General features: G+C 69.0%; 15 protein-coding genes. 8 read left to right on the top strand and 7 right to left on the bottom strand.

The genetic code is table 11. The features are described from left to right. The first annotated feature begins 81 nt into the window (after window positions 1–81). Window positions 82–906: an SDR family NAD(P)-dependent oxidoreductase gene (locus tag ACGFIV_RS01625; RefSeq protein ID WP_392831019.1), complete on the top strand. Its 825-nt coding sequence runs from the start codon at window positions 82–84 to the stop codon at window positions 904–906. Window positions 907–993: 87 nt separating this feature from the next. Continuing rightward, window positions 994–2,031: an acyltransferase family protein gene (locus ACGFIV_RS01620; RefSeq protein WP_358552929.1), complete on the top strand. Its 1,038-nt coding sequence runs from the start codon at window positions 994–996 to the stop codon at window positions 2,029–2,031. On the opposite strand, the gene ACGFIV_RS01615 is transcribed toward ACGFIV_RS01620, so the two are convergent. After that, the gene (locus ACGFIV_RS01615) at window positions 1,997–3,952 is read right to left on the bottom strand and encodes an FAD/NAD(P)-binding protein (RefSeq protein WP_358552931.1); all 1,956 of its coding nucleotides are present in this window, start codon (window positions 3,950–3,952) and stop codon (window positions 1,997–1,999) included. The genes ACGFIV_RS01620 and ACGFIV_RS01615 overlap by 35 nt on opposite strands. Window positions 3,953–4,406: 454 nt before the next feature. On the opposite strand from ACGFIV_RS01615, the gene ACGFIV_RS01610 reads away from it, so the two are divergent. From ACGFIV_RS01610 to nrfD, 5 genes are all read left to right on the top strand, one after another. Continuing rightward, window positions 4,407–4,607 carry a hypothetical protein gene (locus ACGFIV_RS01610; protein WP_358552933.1) on the top strand — a complete coding sequence of 67 codons (201 nt, stop codon included), beginning with the start codon at window positions 4,407–4,409 and terminating at the stop codon, window positions 4,605–4,607. 32 nt (window positions 4,608–4,639) lie between these two features. Continuing rightward, window positions 4,640–6,130 carry an SPFH domain-containing protein gene (locus ACGFIV_RS01605; protein WP_392831014.1) on the top strand — a complete coding sequence of 497 codons (1,491 nt, stop codon included), beginning with the start codon at window positions 4,640–4,642 and terminating at the stop codon, window positions 6,128–6,130. A 131-nt stretch (window positions 6,131–6,261) separates the two neighbouring features. Then, on the top strand, window positions 6,262–9,483 hold the full coding sequence (gene fdh / locus ACGFIV_RS01600; protein WP_392831012.1) for a formate dehydrogenase: 3,222 nt from the start codon (window positions 6,262–6,264) through the stop codon (window positions 9,481–9,483). A gap of 123 nt (window positions 9,484–9,606) precedes the next feature. Further along, window positions 9,607–10,383 (top strand): 4Fe-4S dicluster domain-containing protein, encoded by a 777-nt coding sequence (locus ACGFIV_RS01595; protein ID WP_392831115.1) that lies wholly within the window; start codon window positions 9,607–9,609, stop codon window positions 10,381–10,383. Window positions 10,384–10,413: 30 nt separating this feature from the next. Further along, window positions 10,414–11,352 carry an NrfD/PsrC family molybdoenzyme membrane anchor subunit gene (nrfD, locus tag ACGFIV_RS01590; RefSeq protein ID WP_392831009.1) on the top strand — a complete coding sequence of 313 codons (939 nt, stop codon included), beginning with the start codon at window positions 10,414–10,416 and terminating at the stop codon, window positions 11,350–11,352. 96 nt (window positions 11,353–11,448) lie between these two features. Here nrfD and ACGFIV_RS01585 read toward each other — a convergent pair whose 3' ends face one another. Then, on the bottom strand, window positions 11,449–11,910 hold the full coding sequence (locus ACGFIV_RS01585) for a peptidase inhibitor family I36 protein (protein ID WP_392831006.1): 462 nt from the start codon (window positions 11,908–11,910) through the stop codon (window positions 11,449–11,451). Window positions 11,911–12,301: 391 nt separating this feature from the next. Here ACGFIV_RS01585 and ACGFIV_RS01580 point away from each other — a divergent pair, with 391 nt between their 5' ends. Continuing rightward, window positions 12,302–13,162 (top strand): class I SAM-dependent methyltransferase, encoded by an 861-nt coding sequence (locus ACGFIV_RS01580; RefSeq protein ID WP_392831003.1) that lies wholly within the window; start codon window positions 12,302–12,304, stop codon window positions 13,160–13,162. A gap of 342 nt (window positions 13,163–13,504) precedes the next feature. Here ACGFIV_RS01580 and ACGFIV_RS01575 read toward each other — a convergent pair whose 3' ends face one another. From ACGFIV_RS01575 to ACGFIV_RS01555, 5 genes are all read right to left on the bottom strand, one after another. Further along, window positions 13,505–13,981, bottom strand: coding sequence for an SSI family serine proteinase inhibitor (locus ACGFIV_RS01575; protein ID WP_392830999.1), 477 nt, complete (start codon window positions 13,979–13,981; stop codon window positions 13,505–13,507). Between the two features lie 142 nt (window positions 13,982–14,123). After that, on the bottom strand, window positions 14,124–15,233 hold the full coding sequence (locus ACGFIV_RS01570) for a S8 family peptidase (RefSeq protein ID WP_392830996.1): 1,110 nt from the start codon (window positions 15,231–15,233) through the stop codon (window positions 14,124–14,126). Window positions 15,234–15,608: 375 nt separating this feature from the next. Then, the gene (locus ACGFIV_RS01565; protein WP_392830993.1) at window positions 15,609–15,758 is read right to left on the bottom strand and encodes a hypothetical protein; all 150 of its coding nucleotides are present in this window, start codon (window positions 15,756–15,758) and stop codon (window positions 15,609–15,611) included. Window positions 15,759–15,768: 10 nt separating this feature from the next. Further along, window positions 15,769–16,356 (bottom strand): AAA family ATPase, encoded by a 588-nt coding sequence (locus ACGFIV_RS01560; protein WP_392830990.1) that lies wholly within the window; start codon window positions 16,354–16,356, stop codon window positions 15,769–15,771. A 70-nt stretch (window positions 16,357–16,426) separates the two neighbouring features. Further along, window positions 16,427–17,833, bottom strand: a complete 1,407-nt coding sequence (locus tag ACGFIV_RS01555; protein WP_392830987.1) for an ATP-binding protein — start codon at window positions 17,831–17,833, stop codon at window positions 16,427–16,429. Window positions 17,834–18,034 lie beyond the last annotated feature (201 nt).

Raw genomic sequence — 18,034 nt, 5'->3', positions numbered from 1 at the left:
AGCCGCATTTAGGGGGAAATGCGCCTCCGGAAGATCCACAGAAGGCTAGCACCGATAGGCTTCCGGCGTACTGGAGGACAGATGATTACTGTGATTACTGGGGCCAGTGCGGGCATTGGTGCCGCTGCCGCCGAGGGACTGGCCCGAGCCGGGCACGACGTGGTCCTGGTCGGTCGCTCCCGCGCCAAACTGGACGCCGTCGCCGGTCGCGTCGCGAGCGTCTCGGGCCGCCGGCCCGACGTCGCCATAGCCGATTTCACCTCGTTCGAGGACGTCACAAGGCTCGCCGCCGACCTGCTCGACCGGTACGAGCGCATCGACGTGCTCGCCAACAACGCCGGGGTCATGTCGACGAACAGGCAGCTGACGCGCGACGGCCACGAGATCATGATCCAGGTCAACCATCTGTCGCCTTTCCTGCTGACCAACCTCCTGCTCGACCGCGTCACCGCCTCCGGAGGCAGGGTGGTCACCACGTGCTCGGCCGCCGCGAGGACCGGCCGTCTCGACCCCGCCGACCTCGACCGTTCGGGCAGGCGCTGGAGCGGCTGGCTGCAGTACGGCGACACCAAGCAGGCGAACGCGCTGTTGACGGTCGCGCTGGCCAGGCGTGGTGTGGCCGCCACGTGCTTCCACCCCGGAATCATCAGGACGGGCTTCGCCCCCGACAGCCTCTACATGAAGCTCCTCATGATCATCCCCGGAGTCGCCCAGTCGCCCGAGCGTGGCGCGAGCACGCTGGTCCACCTGGCGACCTCTCACGACGGCACCAAGCACAGCGGGCGCTACTTCGTGAGGAGCGCCCCGGCGTCGGCCGGCAGGCGCATGACCGACCCCGGCCTCGCCGCCGCGCTCTGGGGCGCGAGCCTCGCCGTCACCGGGCTCTCCGCCGGCGAGATCACCTGACCCCGCGCCGTCCGTTGGCGGCTGTTCGCCGAGGGGCCATCCGTCGTTCGCCTGGTTCCCAGGCAGTCTCGCTAGGGTTCGTGGGCTGTGACCGCCGCCACCGCCGCCCCCTCCGGCATCGCCGCAACCCCCGCCGCTCGCGATCCGTACCTGGACAACGCCAAGTTCCTGGCGATCATCCTGGTGGTGACGGGGCACCTCATCGAGGACCTCCGGGACGTGCCGGTCGCGCACGCGCTCTACTTCTACGGCTACCTGTTTCACATGCCGCTTTTCATCACCCTGAGCGGCTATTTATCACGAAATTTCACTTTCTCAGCGGGTAAGGCGAGGAAGTTGATCAGCGGCCTCGCCGTGCCGTACGTGATCTTCGAGCTGGTGTACTCCCTGCCGCGCCTCATCCTGTACGGGAAGCTGGACATCAGCCTGCTCGACCCGTACTACCTCACCTGGTTCCTCATGTCACTGTTCATGTGGCGGCTGTCGACCCCGGTGTGGCAGCAACTCCGCTGGCCGCTGGCCGTCGCGGTGATATTGTCGCTGCTCTCCGGCATGAGCGAGCTCCCCGACGAGCTGTCGATGAACCGAACGCTCGGCCTGCTGCCCTTCTACGTGCTCGGCCTGATGCTCCGCCCCGAGCACCTGGACTTCCTCAAGCGCCCCCCGGTACGGATGCTCGGCGCCTTCGTCCTGCTCACCGGCCTCGCCGCCGCGCTGGCCTTCCACACCGACATCGCGACCGAGTGGATCCGGTGGCGGCACAGCAACGACAGGATCGGCGTGGGCGACCTCGCCGGGACCCTGATCAGGCTCGGGATGCTGTCGGCCGGCGCGCTGCTGGTGGCCGCGTTCCTCGCCGTCACGCCCTCGCGCCCCACGTGGTTCTCCGGGCTCGGCACGGCCACGATGTACGCCTACCTGCTGCACGGCCTGGTGGTGAAGGTCATGGAGAGGTACGACGACGGGCTGGCCACACCGTGGGGCGTCGCCCTGGTCGCGGCCTTCGGCGTCGCGCTCGCCACCGTGCTGTGCACGCCGCCCGTGCGCCGCCTCACCCGCTGGGCCGTGGAGCCCGACACCTCGTGGGCCTTCACGATGATCCGCCGTCCTCGGTCCTCACACTGACCAGCTCCCGTACGGCCCTGTACGCGGCGCTGACGGCGGCGTCGGCGTCCGCTCCCGGCACCGAGTCGGAGTTGGCGATCGCGATGCGCCCGAAGCGCCGCCGGGCGGTGTCGGCGGGGAAGGGCCCGTCCGGGTAGAACGCGTCCCACGGCCGCGCGTACTCGGGGGCGTACCCGTGGCCCCAGCGGTTGACGGTGAGCCCCTCGATGTCGCGTGCGGGGTCGAAGCCCCAGGGGCCGAGCAGCCGGGTGAGCTGTTCCCTGACGCTGTACTCCAGCGTGCCGTACGGCGTGCCGAACAGCGCGCGGCGCCCCGCCACCGCCGCGTCCCTCGGCGCCATCCCCGGCGTGGCGGCGGTGTGGACCAGGTGGACGTTGATCGGCTCGTCCGGGCTCCTCGGGCAGCGGTAGGAGCCGACGCTGACCGGGGGGGCCAGCTCGGCGGTGACCCAGTACGCCCCGGTGAAGCGGGCGCGGCGGATCCCCGCCTCCCTGAAGGCGTGCCAGTCGCGAAGCTGCGCCGTCGCGGACACCAGCGGTAGCTTCACCGCCTGACGCAGGGCCTCCTTCTGCTCGGGCGGCAGGTCGCGGACGAGATGGGGGATCACCATGTTCCAGCAGGCCATGACCACCGCGCCCGCCCGTACGGTCCTGACCCTGTGGCCGTCGAAGTAGCCCACGGTCGCCGTCGCCGCCGTGTCGGCCGGGCCGTCGTTGCGCACGAGCACCACCGTGCTCGACAGGCGCAGCCGTACACGGTTCGCGGGACGGTCGAGGCTGCCGTAGTCGAAGGACGTGGTGGTGATCTCCTCCATCGAGGCCGCCTTCGCGAACCCGGGAACCATGCGTGCGATCATCATGCGGACCAGGGCCTGGTTGCCCTCCGGGAAGCAGTAGACGTCGGCGTCCTCGGCCGCCCAGTTCCTGGTCACCCTCGGGGAGTTGTACGCCGACGGCCTGGTGCCGTCCAGCTTCAGCCCCGCGAAGCCGGGATAGGTGAAGCGGTCCGCCCCCGCCCACGCGTCGATGGCGCCCAGCGCGTCCGAACCGTAGGCCCAGGTGGTGTTCGGCATCGTCTGGCAGAACCTCACGGCGTCGGGGTGTACGCGGCAGACGTCGCGGAGGAAGCCCGCGTACGTCAGCCCGGCCAGCCGTTCCTTCTTCTTCTCGTCCGGCAGGCCGGGAAACCAGTCGGGCGGATCGTCGAACAGCATGACCAGGTCCTTCCTGGCCTGGACCGCGATCGGCAGCTCCGCGACCCACTGCGCGGTCGTCTTGCCCGGGTTGAGCACCACGAGCTTGTCGGCCCCGAAGCTCTCCCTGTCGCAGAAGACGCCGTCGTGCATCAGCAGGCCCGGGTAGAGGTCCGGGTCGAGGCGCCCGCGCGACTCCACCCCGAGGCCGGCGAGCAGGTCCTTGCCGTCGGGCGACCACGCCGAGGGCGCGTACAACGAGCGCGAGCCGCCGTGCCCGACCAGCGGTCCGACGCGCCCCGCGGGCTGGAACTCGTTGCGGCGCGCGTGGCCGCCGACGTCGTCGTGGTTGTCCAGGACGAGCACTCGCGCGCGAGGGTCGCGCTGTGTCCAGGTGTAGGCGGCGGTGACGCCGCTGATTCCCGCGCCGACCACGACCAGGTCGTAGCTCTCCCTGGTGGGCTCCGGCGTGCCCGCCCGCTCCCAGAACCTGCCGTCGCGCAGGGCGTGGGCCACGCCGAGGGCGTCCGGCGTGTCGCCCTGGAGTCCCATGGAACGGGCGGGGAGCCTTCCCACGTGGCTCCGGCCGTGGGCGCTCCGGGCCAGGGAGCCGGCGGCGTGCCCGGCGACGGCGGCTGCGCCGTGTCGCGTGCGGGAGCCGAACGCCGCGCACGCGGCCACCGCCGCCACCCCGTCGAAGAAGTCCCTGCGGCTGATCTCACGGTCCATCCCGAGCCCGCGTCCCCGCCGTACGTCATCGGGTCCCCGCCGTACGTCATCGGGTCCCCGCCGTACGTCGTCGGGTGGGGGAGGAGGCCCGGAGTCGTTTCCCCCGGGCTCGTGTGCTCGTCTTCCCGGAAAGTCTCCGCCAAGCGGGAAATGAGCCATCATTCCGCGATCATCAGCCGGGAGGAGCGGAAAAAGGAGCGTGTCGCGGAGCGCGGGCCAACTCTTTTGGCATTTATTGCGCCGGCCGCACGCGGGACATCCTGATTGTCAGCACCGATTCGTTATTGGTGGGAACGCGATGATCACGCCGGTCGTTGGCGAGATGAAGACGAAACGCGCGCGTTCCGACATCGCGGCGAAGTGCTGTTCAGCCCTCCGCCTGCTGATGATGTAACGGGGCAAACGGAGTAACGTTCGCGTTCACGGTCGATGTACGACGACGGGGTGTTTACGGGTGGTCGGCAGGCAGGGCAGGGTCACCGGCAAGATAGGGCCGGGCCTTGTGGGTGAGGTGATGGTGCCGATACGCGGGGGCGTTGAGGCCTTCTACGCGCATCCGACGCTTCCCGACGAAGAGATCCCGGTGGGGACCATCATCGTCGTCGTCGATTATTCGCCGCCGCGCACGGTCTACGTGGCACGCGCGATCGTCTGAATCTCCTCTCCCTCTCATTTTCGGAGGTCTCCATGACCACCACGGAGCTGGCCCTCTGGGCCGGCGGTGTCGTCTTCCTGCTCGTCGTCGTCATCCTCGTGTTCAAAGCCGTCTGGCGGATCGCCGAGCCCAACGAGGCGCTGATCATCTCCGGACTCGGGGCGCACACCAAGAACGAGCTGGCGGACAGCCTGGGATTCAAGATCATCACGGGCAAGGGCGCGGCCGTGCTGCCCGGGTTCCAGACGGCGCGGCGGTTGCGGCTCGACAGCCGGGCCACCAACCTCCAGGTCAACTGCGTGACCCAGCAGGGGATCCCCGTCCAGGTGCGCGGCGTGATCATCTACAAGGTCGGCGACGACTTCGTCTCGATCGCCAACGCCGCCCGCCGCTTCCTCGACCAGCAGGACAGCATGAACGGCGCGATCCACGAGCTGTTCACCGGCCACCTGCGCTCGATCATCGGCAACCTGACCGTCGAGGACCTCATCCTCAACCGCGAGCGGCTGACCGGCGAGACCCGCAGCAGCGCCGCCGACGAGATGAGCAAGCTCGGCCTGGTGGTCGACTCCCTCCAGATCCAGGAGATCGACGACGAGACGGGGTACATCCTCAACCTCGGCAAGCCGCACGCCGCCAGGGTCGCCGCCTCCGCCCGCATCGCCGAGGCGCAGCGCGACCAGGAGGCCACCGAGGCCGAGCAGGTCGCCGCCGCCAAGAAGGCCGGGGCCGTCCGCGAGTCGCAGATCCAGCAGGCCGGATACCAGGCGGAGATCGACCAGGCCGCGGCCAAGTCGCGCCAGGCCGGCCCGCTGTCCGAGGCGACCGCCCGCCAGGAGGTCGTCGTCCAGGAGACCCGCGCCGCCGAGCTGGAGGCCCAGCTCGCGGAGCAGCGGCTGCAGTCCCAGGTGCGCAAGCCGGCAGACGCACGGGCGTACGAGACGGTGACGCTGTCGCAGGCCGAGCGCGACGCCCGCATCGCGCAGGCGGAGGCCGAGGCCAAGGAGACCGAGCTTCGCGCCGTCGCCCAGGCGTCCCAGGTCAAGCAGGCCGCGGCGGCGGAGGCCGAGTCCGTGCGGCTGCGCGCCGAGGCGGCCGGCGCGGCCTCCCGCGCCACGGGTGAGGGCGAGGCGGCGGCGGCACAGGCACGCGGCCTCGCGGAGGCCGAGGCGGCGAAGGCCAAGGGTCTGGCCGAGGCGGAGGCGGCGAAGGCCAAGGGCCTGGCGGAGGCCGAGGCGATCAGGGCCCGCGCTCAGGCGCTGGCCGAGAACCAGGAGGCGGTCATCGCCCAGCAGCTCGCCGAGAACTGGCCGGCGATCGTCGAGGCCGGCTCCAAGGCGTTCGGCAACATCGACCACATGGTGGTCCTGAACGGCGCCCAGGGCGTCGAGGAGCTGCTCGCCAAGGCGCTCACGCTCGGAGGCACCGGGCTCGGTCTCGCCCGCTCGTTGCTGTCCGGCGCGACGCCGCCCAGCCTGAACGGCACCGAGCCGCTGACCGGCAAGTCCGTCGACGCGAGCTGAGCACCGGAGCCCGCGCCCCCCGCCGGGAGGTTGGAGTCCTTCAGGGCGGGGGAAGGAACGGGCAGAAAGCGCGGTGTGCCCCCCGACGGCAACGGTGTTGATTCGCCGAGTTGGTGCGGGCGGGGGGCGAAATGGGGATCAGCGGTTTCCTGGGTCGGTGGCCGGTGCTTCGGCAGCTCACCGGCCCCGACCCGTGCGGGCTGGGCGCGGCGGTCAGGTCACGGAAGACCGACGCGCTGAGGTCCCGCGTCGCCACCGCCGACCGGGTGGTGAAGTCGGTCTGCCCCTACTGCGCCGTGGGCTGCGGGCAGGACGTCTACGTCCGCGACGAGAAGGTCGTCCAGATCGAGGGCGACCCCGACTCGCCGATCAGTCGGGGCAGGCTCTGCCCCAAGGGCTCGGCGACGCTCCAGCTCACCACCGGCCCCGGCCGCGAGCACGGCGTGCTGTACCGCAGGCCGTACGCCACCGAGTGGGAGCAGCTCGACCTCGACACCGCCATGCGGATGGTCGCCGACCGGGTGGTGCGCACCCGGCGCGAGACCTGGCAGGAGGAGTGCGACGGCAGGCGCGTGGCTAGGACCATGGGCATCGCGAGCCTCGGCGGCGCCACCCTGGACAACGAGGAGAACTACCTCATCAAGAAGCTGATGACCGGGCTCGGCGTCGTGCAGGTGGAGAACCAGGCCAGGGTCTGCCACAGCTCGACGGTCACCGGTCTCGGCACCTCCTTCGGCCGGGGCGGCTCGACCACGTTCATGCAGGACCTGCAGCACGCCGACTGCGTCATCATCGAGGGCTCCAACTTCGCGGAGGCGCACCCGGTCGGCTTCCAGTGGGTGATGGAGGCCAAGCGGCGCGGCGCCACGATCATCCACGTGGACCCCCGCTTCAGCCGTACGAGCGCCATGGCCGACCTGTACGTGCCGATCCGCGCGGGCACCGACATCGCGTTCCTCGGGGCGATCGTCAACCACGTGCTGACGGAGGGCAAGGACTTCCGGGAGTACGTCCTCAACTACACCAACGCCGCGTGCATCGTCTCCGACGAATTCCTCGACAGCGAGGACCTGGACGGCGTCTTCTCGGGATGGAACCCCGAGACGCGCACGTACGACGTCAGCACCTGGCGGTACAAGGGGCCCCCGGTGCAGGCGGTCTCGGGGCGGCGGCTGCGGCTGGACGAGTACCACATGCCCGGCAGGAGCGAGGCGCACGGATCGGGCGGCGCCCCGGTGACCCCGCGTCCCGACCGGGACGAGACGCTGACCCACCCTCGCTGCGTCTACCAGATACTCAAGCGGCACTTCGCGCGCTACACCCCGGAGGTGGTCGAGGAGACCTGCGGGATCCCGCGCGAGACCTTCCTGAAGGTCTGCGACGCGCTGACCTCGAACTCCGGGCGTGACCGCACCAGCGCCTTCGCGTACGCCGTGGGGTGGACGCAGCACACCGTCGGCACGCAGTACATACGGACGGCGAGCATCCTGCAGTTGCTGCTCGGCAACATCGGGCGGCCCGGCGGCGGCATCATGGCGCTGCGCGGCCACGCCAGCATCCAGGGCTCCAGCGACATCCCGACCCTGTACAACCTGCTGCCCGGCTACATCCCGATGCCGTACGCGCACACCGACGAGAACCTCGACACGTTCGTCGACGTCATCAGCACGAAGAAGGGCTTCTGGGCCGACGCCCGTACCTACGTGGTCAGCCTGCTCAAGTCGTACTACGGGGACGCGGCCACGGCGGAGAACGACTTCTGCTTCGGGCACCTGCCCCGGCTGACCGGCTCGCACAGCACGTACGACACGGTCATGGCACAGCTCGAAGGGGTGTGCAAGGGCTACTTCCTGTTCGGTGAGAACCCGGCCGTCGGATCGGCGAACACCGGGCTGCAGCGGCTCGGTATGGCCAACCTCGAATGGCTGGTGGTGCGCGACTTCGCCCTCATCGAGTCGGCGACCTGGTGGAAGGACGGCCTGGAGATCCAGAGCGGCGAGCTGCGCACCGACCAGATCGCCACCGAGGTCTTCTTCTTCCCGGCGGCCTCGCACACCGAGAAGAGCGGGACGTTCACCAACACCAACCGGCTGCTCCAGTGGCACCAGGAGGCCGTCACGCCGAGCGGCGACCGCCGCAGCGACCTGTGGTTCGTCTACCACCTCGGGCGCATGATCAGGGAGCGGCTGGCGGGCTCCACCGATCCGAGCGACCACGCGATCCTTGACCTGACCTGGGACTACCCGGTGGACGGCGAGATCGCGGAGCCGAGCGCCGAGGCCGTGCTCCAGGAGATCAACGGGTACGGCCCGGACGGGAGCCCGCTGTCGTCCTACACCGAGCTGCGCGCCGACGGCTCCACCTCGTGCGGCTGCTGGATCTACTGCGGGGTGTTCGCAGGCGGGGTGAACCAGGCGGCCCGCCGCAAGCCCCACACCGAGCAGAGCTGGGTGTCGCACGAGTGGGGCTGGGCCTGGCCGCTCAACCGGCGCACGCTGTACAACCGCGCCTCGGCCGACCCGGAAGGCAACCCGTGGAGCCCGCGCAAGGCGTACGTCTGGTGGGACGCGGACCAGGGCCGGTGGACCGGGCACGACATCCCGGACTTCATCGAGGACCGCCCGCCCGGCTACCGGCCCTCGGACGACGCCGTGGGCACCGACGCGCTGTCGGGGATCGACCCGTTCATCATGCAGGGCGACGGCAAGGGCTGGCTGTACGCCCCGGCCGGGCTCATGGACGGCCCGCTGCCGGTGCACTACGAGCCGCAGGACACCCCCTGTGACAACCCGTTGTACCGCACGCACCGGAGCAACCCGGCGCGGGTGACGTACGACCGTCCGGGCAACCGCTACCACCCGCCGGGCAGCGAGGTCTATCCGTACGTCGTCACCACCTACCGGCTCACCGAGCACTTCACGGCGGGCGGGATGAGCCGCTGGCTGCCCTACCTCGCCGAGCTCCAGCCTGAGATGTTCTGCGAGGTCTCGCCGTCGCTCGCCGAGGAACGCATGCTGGAGCACGGCGGCTGGGCCACGATCATCACCGCCCGGGGCGCGATCGAGGCCAAGGTCCTGGTGACCGACCGGATCCCCTCGCTGCGCATGAACGGCCGGGTCGTCCACCAGATCGGCCTGCCCTACCACTACGGGCCGAACGGCTGCGCCACCGGCGACCCGGCGAACGAGCTGGCGCCCATCGTGCTCGACCCGAACGCCGACATCCAGGAGGACAAGGCGTTCACCGCGGACATCCAGCCCGGACGGCGCCCGCGCGGGGCCGGGCTGCCGCGGCTGGTGGAGACGTTCCGCCGGCGGGCCGGCATCACCGAGCCCGCCCACCAGGAGGTCTGAGATGGCTGTGCGACAGCGTGCCCACGCGCGTGGGGGCCGGAGATGACCGTGCGCCCGATCCCGGTGGCCACGAGGCTGCCGGAGGTCCAGGAGGAGACCGGCTACGCCGAGCATCCGCCCCGGATGGGGTTCTTCACCGACACCTCCGTGTGCATCGGATGCAAGGCGTGCGAGGTGGCCTGCAAGGAGTGGAACCAGCTTCCGGCGGACCCGCCGTTCGAGTTCACCGGGCTGTCCTTCGACAACACCGAGCGACTGTCGGCGTCCACCTGGAGGCACGTCGCCTTCATCGAGCAGCGCAAGCCGGCGGACTCCGGTGACCAGGGCACCGCCGGCCTGCGCTGGCTGATGGCGTCCGACGTGTGCAAGCACTGCACCGACGCCGCCTGCCTGGACGTCTGCCCGACGGGCTCGCTCTTCCGCACCGAGTTCGGCACCGTGGTCGTGCAGCAGGACATCTGCAACGGCTGCGGCTACTGCGTGTCCGCCTGCCCGTACGGTGTGATCGACAAGCGCGAGGACGACGGCCGGGTGTTCAAGTGCACCATGTGCTACGACCGGCTGGTCGACGACCTCACCCCCGCGTGCGCCAAGGCCTGCCCGACCGAGTCCATCCAGTACGGGCCGCTGGACGAGCTGCTGCCGCGCGCCGCCGCCCGGGTCCAGGAACTGCGGCAGGACGGTGTCGCCGACGCCCGGCTCTACGGCCACGACCCGCAGGACGGGGTGCGCGGCAACGGCGCCTTCTTCCTGCTGCTCGACGAGCCCGAGGTGTACGGCCTGCCCCCGGCCCCGAAGGACACGACGCGCGACCTCGGCTCGATGTGGCGGCACGCGGCCGTCGCCGCGCTGACCCTGGCCTGTGGCATCGCCACCGCCTTCGTCGCGGGACCCCGATGAACCGCGCCTCGACGCGACAAGGAGAGTGAGATGACGACGCGAGGCCTCCTTGACGGTCAGGCGACACAGATGGCGGACGAGTACATCTCGTACTACAACCGCCCCATCCTGAAGGCGCCGACCTGGCGCGAGGTGAACATCGGCGGCTACCTCTATCTGGGCGGCCTGGCCGGGGCCTCGTCGGTGTTCGCGGCCGGGGGGCAGCTCACCGGGCGCCCCGGGCTCGCGCGGGCCGGGAAGGTCGCCGCGCTCGCCGGCATCACGATGTCGCTGGTCCTGCTGGTCGAGGATCTCGGCCGGCCGGAGCGCTTCCTCAACATGCTCAGGACCTTCAAGCCCACCTCGCCGATGAACGTCGGATCCTGGCTGCTGGCCGCGTACGCGCCACTGGCCGGAGTCAGCCTGGTCACCGACGTCACCGGACGGTGCCCCCTCGCCGGCCGGGCGGCGTGCTACGGGGCCGCGGTGATCGGCCCGGCGGTCACGACGTACACGGCCGTGCTGGTGAGCGACACCGCCGTGCCCGCCTGGCACGAGGGTTTCCGGGAGATGCCGTTCCTGTTCGCGGGCTCGGCCACGGCCACGGCGGCGGGCGCCGCCATGATCGCGGCGCCGGCGTCGGAGAACGCCCCCGCGCGCCGTGCGGCGGTCTTCGGCGCCGCGCTGGAGCTGGTCGCCGGGCGGCTGATGCGGCGCCGCATGGGCATGATCGCCGAGTCGTACGAGCGGGGACGCGCGGGCACGCTGCTGCGTGCGGGAGAGGCGCTGGCCGTGGCGGGCGCCGCCGGCGCGATGCTGGCGGGGCGGAAGCGCTCCCTCGCCGTGCTTTCCGGAGCGGCTCTCATGGCGGCGTCGGCCTGTGTCCGGCTCGGCGTGTTCTCGGCGGGCGTCGCCTCGGCCGCGGACCCCCGCTACACCGTCATCCCCCAACGCGCCCGCGTAGCCGCGGAGACGGCCGGACGTACGTGAGCGCCCCTGCAGGTGCTGGACGTGAGCGCCCGTTCAAGGCCCCGGACGTGAAAGCCCCGGGCCGTCCGTGTCGGGCGGCCCGGGGCGGGGTGGAGGCTACTTGGCGCCGGCGGCCCACTCGATCTTGTCAACGGTGTCGTTGGTGGCCGTGGGCTCTTCGAGCGAGTGTCCGGCCTTCAGGGTGCGGGTGAGCCCGGGTGCGTCGACGTTGATCAGCTTCGCCTTGTGGTCGGTGTTGTTGACCCAGGAGGAGATGTTGTTGGCCGCGCTGGGTCGTCCGGCCGTACCGCCGGCGATGGGCAGCTTGTTGAGGTCGACCGGGTGGCCGGCCCCGACGCCGTAGGCCGGACCGCCCCGGCCGTAGTCGCGGTAGAGGCACAGCGTCTTCGTGGGGCACTGCTCGCTGTCACCCAGTTTGACGACGCCCGAAGGCAGCCCCGAGTCGGCGGCGGGAATGTCGTCGACCGTGGCCGCCATGGCCGCCACGGCCGGGAGCGAGAACGCGGTCAAGGCCGCGACGGCGGCCGTCCCCAGACAGAACACGACACGATTTGTCACGATTTCTCCCCTGATATCGATGACGTCCGGTCGGCCGAGCCGGCCCTCAAAGGGATGACCCTCCAGGCCGGCCTGGCCGTTCCTCATGCGTCAGCCATTAGACACGGGGAGCATCTGATTGCCCACGAACGGTGAGCGCGAGCCGTTGGATGTTTGCCGCCGCCTACACCGCAGTTGGGGAGGGGCTGAAGGAGACGCCTGTCTGTTTCGGGCAAAGGCTCGCAACTCGCCCGAGCCCCGATGACGCAAACGGCCTGGGGGCGCGGCGGCCGATGGCCGGTGAAGGCTGTAATGCGATACTCGTCAGGTGTTTCGCGATTGTGATTCATAGGTACTTCTGAAAGATTTTATTTTGTGATATAATGCCAAAATCTATATGTAGTGTCTCCTCGTGAATTCCAATGGAGAGCCGAGCCAGACCGCGCTCATGGCGGCCGCCGCGCGTGCCGCGCATCTGATCGTCGACGACGAACCGAGGATCTTCGCCGACACCCTGGCCTACGAGCTGCTGGGAGATCGGGCCGAGGAGCTTGTCGGCTACCACCGCGCCCACGGCACGCATCTCGTCCTCGCGGGCGCCCGCGCGGCGGCGGTCACCCGGAGCCGTTACACCGAGGACCGCCTCGCCGAGGCGATACACGGTGGCGTCGACCAGTACGTGATCCTTGGCGCGGGCCTCGACTCGTACGCCTACCGGGCGGAGCCCGCCGCCCAGGTCCGGGTCTTCGAGGTCGACCATCCGGCCACGCAGCGCTGGAAGCGCCGCCTGCTGGAGGACGCGGGGGTCGCGGCGCCGGGCGCCGTCACCTTCGTCCCCCTCGATTTCGAGACCGATTCGCTGCTCGACAGCCTCGTCCTCCACAGGTTCGATCCGTCCCGCCCCGCGTTCGTGAGCTGGCTCGGCGTCACGATGTACCTCAGCCACGCGGCCATCGGGCAGACCCTCGCGGTGATCGGCGGTTTCGCGCCCGGCACCGAGCTGGTCGCCGACAGCATGCTTCCCGAGAACCTGCGGGACGAGGCGGGCCAGGCGTACGTCGAGGCCGTGACGCCGGTCTCGGCCGACGGAGGCGAGCCCTGGCTGACCTTCCTCGGCCCCGAGGGCATGTCCGCCCTCCTGGAGAAGCACGGCTTCGCCGTCATCGAGCACGTCCACCAGCGCGACACGGTCGACACCGCGCTATGGGACAGATCCGACGCTCTCCGGCCCTACGAGCTGTCGCTGCTCACCCGCGCGAGAGCGCAGCGATAGGGCCGGAGCGCTGGCATTGTCTCGGCGGCGGGTTCCACTTCGTGTCGAGGTCGACCCGAGGGCCCGTCCGAGGCGCGGCGGGTGCGTTTGGTGGACAGATCGAGCCATGTCGTCCTGGCGTCGTCGTCGAACGGCCGGCTCGCGTCAGGAAAGTCGGACAAGTGTGGCAGGTCGATGCGGACGCGCACGTCTCGCGCCACCCGGCCAGCGGCATCGCCGGGAAGAACTCCATGCCGCCATCGTGTCCCCGTAGATCACGCTCGGGAGGGCGGGTACGAGCCTGAGCCGGCGAAGGGGCCCGGCGTTCCCTGGGTCCTTCGCCGGCTCGCTCGTCGCGGGTCGTCAGAAACTTCCCACAGGCCCGAGAGTGCTCGCGAGCTCGCAGGGGTTGCCGAACGTGCGTATCGACAAAAGGAAGTGGTCGTCCCAGACGCCGACCGACGACACCGTCACCGGCTCGTAGATCGTCGGGCAGGCCGTTTGGTTCGTATTCCTCAGTTTCTGCACATCGCCATCCACACCGGCCAGCAAGGCACAGGCCTCGCGTGGTTTCGGGTGCGTTCCGCCTCCCCTGGGCGCACACTGCAACACCACGGCCCGGGAGGGGGGTACGAGGACCGGCCCCTGGCCGACCACCAGCACCAGCGCCTTGGCCGAAGCGATCACCTCCGACGTGCCGGATGCCGCGGCGGAGTCACGTGGCTGGTCGGCCCAGGCGGCATTGGTGGCTTGCTGACTGAATCCCGCGACCGCGACGAGGATCACGGAGATGCGAGCCATACCGCTGCACAGAAGTGTCATGACTGTTCCCTTGATCATCTTGAGCCGGTGGTCGAATTCTTGATCTTGGAGACGTGTGGGTCAAAGACCCGACCTTGGGGCGCGAGCCAGCGTCTCACCTGGTCAGAACCAAATCCTGGCCTGCCCGTCGAGGAGGATGTGCCGCGAGGAAGCGGATGGGCTACAGCCCCGCGGAGTACAGCAGCCTGTTGTTCGTGCCGCTCGGCACGCCCTTCAGGACGTTCGGAGTGGTCGCGCTGACGAGCCAGGTGAGGACGGTGGCGGTGGCGTAGTCGCCGTAGGCCGACTTGAACAGCGCGCCCACCCCGGTGGCGTAGGGAGCGGCGAAGGAGGTTCCGCTGCCCGAAGTGCTGCCGCCTCCCAGCCTGGCCGAGGTGATGTTCACACCGGGAGCGATCATGTCGACGCAGGGACCGGTGTTGCTGAACGAGGCGAAGGCGTCGGTGATGTCGGAGGCTCCGAGGGTCAGCACCCGTGGGGCGCTGGCCGGGGAGACGTCGCACGCGTCGGCGGAGCTGTTTCCGGCCGCCACGCTGACGAACACCCCGGAGTCGGCCAGTGCGGTGGCCGCGGCGTTGGCCGCGTCGGACTTCGACCCGCCGAGAGAGGCGTTGGCGACGGCCGGTTTGACGGCGTTCGCGGCCACCCAGTCGAACCCGGCGATGATCCCGGAGAACGCGCCGCTGCCGTCGCAGCCGAGGACACGGACCGGAACCAGTTTGACGGCGTGGACCACACCCCAAGTGGTGCCACCGACGATGCCGGCCGTCATCGTGCCGTGGCCCAGGCAGTCGCTGGTGCCGTACCCGTCGTCGATGGTGGTGTAGCCGCGCAGGAGGCGGCCGCTGAACTCGGTGTTGGTCGGGTCGATGCCGCTGTCGATCATGTAGGCGGTCACCCCCGCACCGGTGTGCCGGGGATTGAACTGGCCATTGAGCGGGAGGCGTCGCTGGTCGATGCGATCGAGCCCCCACGAGGTGGTGGGCCCCGCCGGCGGAACGCGCGTCACCGGTCCGGCCGGGCGCGGCGGCGAGTCGAAGGCGTAGGCCAGGGCATCCTGTTCGATCGCCGCGACGGAGGGTTGGAACCGCAACCGGTTGAGCTGCGCGGGCGTCAGCCTGGCGGCGAAGCCGTCGAACACATGCTTGTAGGTCTGGAGGGGGTGCACGCCGAGCGGGAGCGCCGTGCCGGAGGCGCTCGCGCCGGGTTTCAGCCTGACGATGTACTGGCCCTGGATGGGATTGGACGCGTGGGTAGCCGTGACCTCCACAGGGCGTCGCAGCGGAGCCGTCGTCCCTGCCTGGGCGGTCGGGGACATCGCGATGGCGGCGCTGAACAGCAGAAGTCCGGGCAGTCCGAGCGCGAGGCTTTTCCTGTTTGAACGGACTTTCCTTGCGGGGCGCATTCGCATTGGGGCCTGCCTCTCAATGGTCGACTGGTGTGGCTGAGTACAACCACTCGACTACCGAGAGTAACGATCAATCGCCTGATATCGCGGCCTTTGATCTCCGCGTCAGGTGCATGACAGAGGCAAGATCCCGTCAGGGCGAAACGACGGCCCTATGGCCGTCAGGCGTCCTCGACGATGATCCCCATGGCGTTCGCGAGGCTGTGGGCCAATCCCCGCGCGTCCGAGGTTTGACGGTCACGCCCCGCCGAACTCCATCGACCGGTACGTGCCGTCGTCCACGAGATCGTGCTCGGGCAGTCGCGCGCCGCTGAGAACGGTCTTCAATCTGGGCGCCGCCGGTTCCTTCAGGGGCTGCCGCCGAGCGCGTGGGGGTGGCGAAGACATGGGGGGCAGCCTACGACGTCTTCCAGAAGCGCCGCGAAGGTGCCGCCAGACGGTTCTCACCGTCGAGTCGAGAGATGGTGTTCGTCATCAAGGCCGCGCGAGCAGCCGGTTCTCCGGCCGGAACGTCGACGAGCTCGTAGCCGAACAGGCGGTAGCTCTCCTCGTGTACGCGCTCGAATTCGAGGGAGTCCTCGAAGCTGATCCGCCGGGCGGGGGTGGGCTCGCAGAATCCGAGATTGCGGATGAAGAAGACGTGACGCTCGTAGACGTCCTCGCCTGTGATCCTCTCGATCTCGGCGGAGAGCGCCGGGGAGACCGGATATCCCAGATAGATGGCGAGCGCATGGGTGCAGATCGGAGAACGGTCGTAGAACTGGATGTCCGTCGCCGGGCCGTCCGTCTGCCGGTGCCGCTGCACGGTGAGCACCTTGTCGATGAACGACGCATGCGCCCACGGCTCGGTTTCGCCCCGCGCCTGCTCCGACGCGATGACCGCCGTCGCCGCCTCGTCGACGACACCGTGCCCGAGCGCCTCCAGATGCCGGAGAACCGTCGTCTTCCCGGCACCGGGGGTGCCAGTGATGATGTATCGCCTCAATGTTCTCCTTCACCACCTGCGCGCTCGGCAGGCGAGGGACGTCCGAGGGTGGCGCGGAAGACTCAGATCTTCATTTCGGAAATTTCTTCCCTGGGCCGTAATGCACCCCGACACCTCCTCGTGCGGCACCGATCTTTTCCAGGATCTCTCGATCTCTGAGAGCGTTGATCAGATCGCGGGCCGCGTAAACATGCAGGTCGAACAGCCGACGGATCGTCTGGTTAGTGACGAAGCCGTACTCCCGTACGTGGTCGATCACCTTTTGATCGGTCTCCGTGGCGCCGTGGCGGCGATACGTCACCGAACGGGACATCGCCGTGAGAACGTGGGATCGGAGGCGGTATGTAGGAAACGGCTTGTTGATCGTACGTCTTGTCGGCTCTAGAAGATCATATTCATCTGCCATCATGGAAAGAACCTCCTGCGCCTCGACCGGAGTGCGCTGGATGGTTTCCGCGAGTTTCATCGCGTCGATATTGGTGCTATGCCGAAGATATGACAAGGCAAGCAGTACATTCAGGTCTCTTGCCACTTTTATTGGAAGGTCACTGATGAAGCGCACGAAAGCGCCGTTGCCGATTCCGCCCGCGAGAGTGGCGCGAACAAGCGTTCCGTGATCCTCGAACAGGGGAGGCTCTTTGCCGATCCGCAGCATCTCCCGATAGGCCCTGTCGACTCCCTGTCCGGTGCGTTCGGCGAACTGGAGGATGGAAACCGTTTCCGTGAGGAGGCGATTTCTCGGAGTGGACGGATAGGTGAGGATATTGGAGGGGGTCACGCCCGATACCAGTCCGCCCGGACTCGTGATGACGAGGCGTTCAGGAGAATGCTCGATGTCGACCGTGCCGCTGGTCTCGTATGATCGGTGGATGAACGCGTTGATGATGAGCTCGCGGACGGCCTCGTTCGGATAGTCTGTGAGCTGCAGTTGCACGCCGCCGGCCACATTGAGCGGGTGGACCTCGCGACGAGTCTCTATCGCATCCGTAAGAGCTTGGATCGCGGCGATCAGAGGTCGAGTGCCTCTTATTCGTTGCGTCGCCTCGCTGCCCGTGGTGGGGCGGAATTGATACGAGTAACCATAACCGGGGATGATCTGGTTCAGCAACGGCTCGTCAGCCAGCAAGAGAACGCCCGCATTGGTGATGCCGCCGTTGGGCGCGATCAGGCGGAGGGATTCCAGCAGAGCTTGATCTCCCAGGTCGGCCAGGTGATCGCGGCCGCTCGCCGCGAGAATGCGACGCAGTCGCTCGAATTCTATGGCGCTGAGCTTGTCGATCCCGATGCTTGAGGCATCAGCCGACCAGTCCACCTGGCCGCGTGCGATCATGACCTCTCGCTGTTGGTCGGGGGGGAAAGGGCAGGAGTTGGGAGAGCGGACGACCATCTTGATGTCAAGCGTCTCCGTGTCCAGGGAATCGGCCGAGACGCCATGACCCACTATGGCCAGCGCCGTGTCTGCCTCGTGTTGGTTCACGGACTGACAGTAACCGAGACCTGGTGGGCGGCTTGCCTGTGCTGGCAGCCCAAGGTGATCTAGCCGGTGTGCGGCATGGGCGCATCGTGGCAGCGACCTGTTCCCGAAGCGCCGGGCGCGCTCGTACGGGGCCGTGGCCACCAGGTGTTGTACGAGCGCACGCTCCTCGGCTTGGCGCTCGCGACGGGTGGAACGCGACGG

The sequence above is a fragment of the Sphaerisporangium sp. NPDC049003 genome, from assembly GCF_043197795.1.
Classification (GTDB): domain Bacteria; phylum Actinomycetota; class Actinomycetes; order Streptosporangiales; family Streptosporangiaceae; genus Sphaerisporangium.
This window is presented reverse-complemented; position numbering and strand designations above follow the sequence as displayed.

Bases quoted from the DNA above. Each gene is read 5' to 3' on its own strand.
- ACGFIV_RS01625 (WP_392831019.1), top strand. From the start codon at position 82: ATGATTACTGTGATTACTGGGGCCAGTGCGGGCATTGGTGCCGCTGCC.
- ACGFIV_RS01615 (WP_358552931.1), bottom strand. From the start codon at position 3,952: ATGGACCGTGAGATCAGCCGCAGGGACTTCTTCGACGGGGTGGCGGCG.
- ACGFIV_RS01605 (WP_392831014.1), top strand. From the start codon at position 4,640: ATGACCACCACGGAGCTGGCCCTCTGGGCCGGCGGTGTCGTCTTCCTG.
- fdh (WP_392831012.1), top strand. From the start codon at position 6,262: ATGGGGATCAGCGGTTTCCTGGGTCGGTGGCCGGTGCTTCGGCAGCTC.
- ACGFIV_RS01595 (WP_392831115.1), top strand. From the start codon at position 9,607: ATGGGGTTCTTCACCGACACCTCCGTGTGCATCGGATGCAAGGCGTGC.
- nrfD (WP_392831009.1), top strand. From the start codon at position 10,414: ATGACGACGCGAGGCCTCCTTGACGGTCAGGCGACACAGATGGCGGAC.
- ACGFIV_RS01575 (WP_392830999.1), bottom strand. From the start codon at position 13,981: ATGATCAAGGGAACAGTCATGACACTTCTGTGCAGCGGTATGGCTCGC.
- ACGFIV_RS01565 (WP_392830993.1), bottom strand. From the start codon at position 15,758: ATGTCTTCGCCACCCCCACGCGCTCGGCGGCAGCCCCTGAAGGAACCG.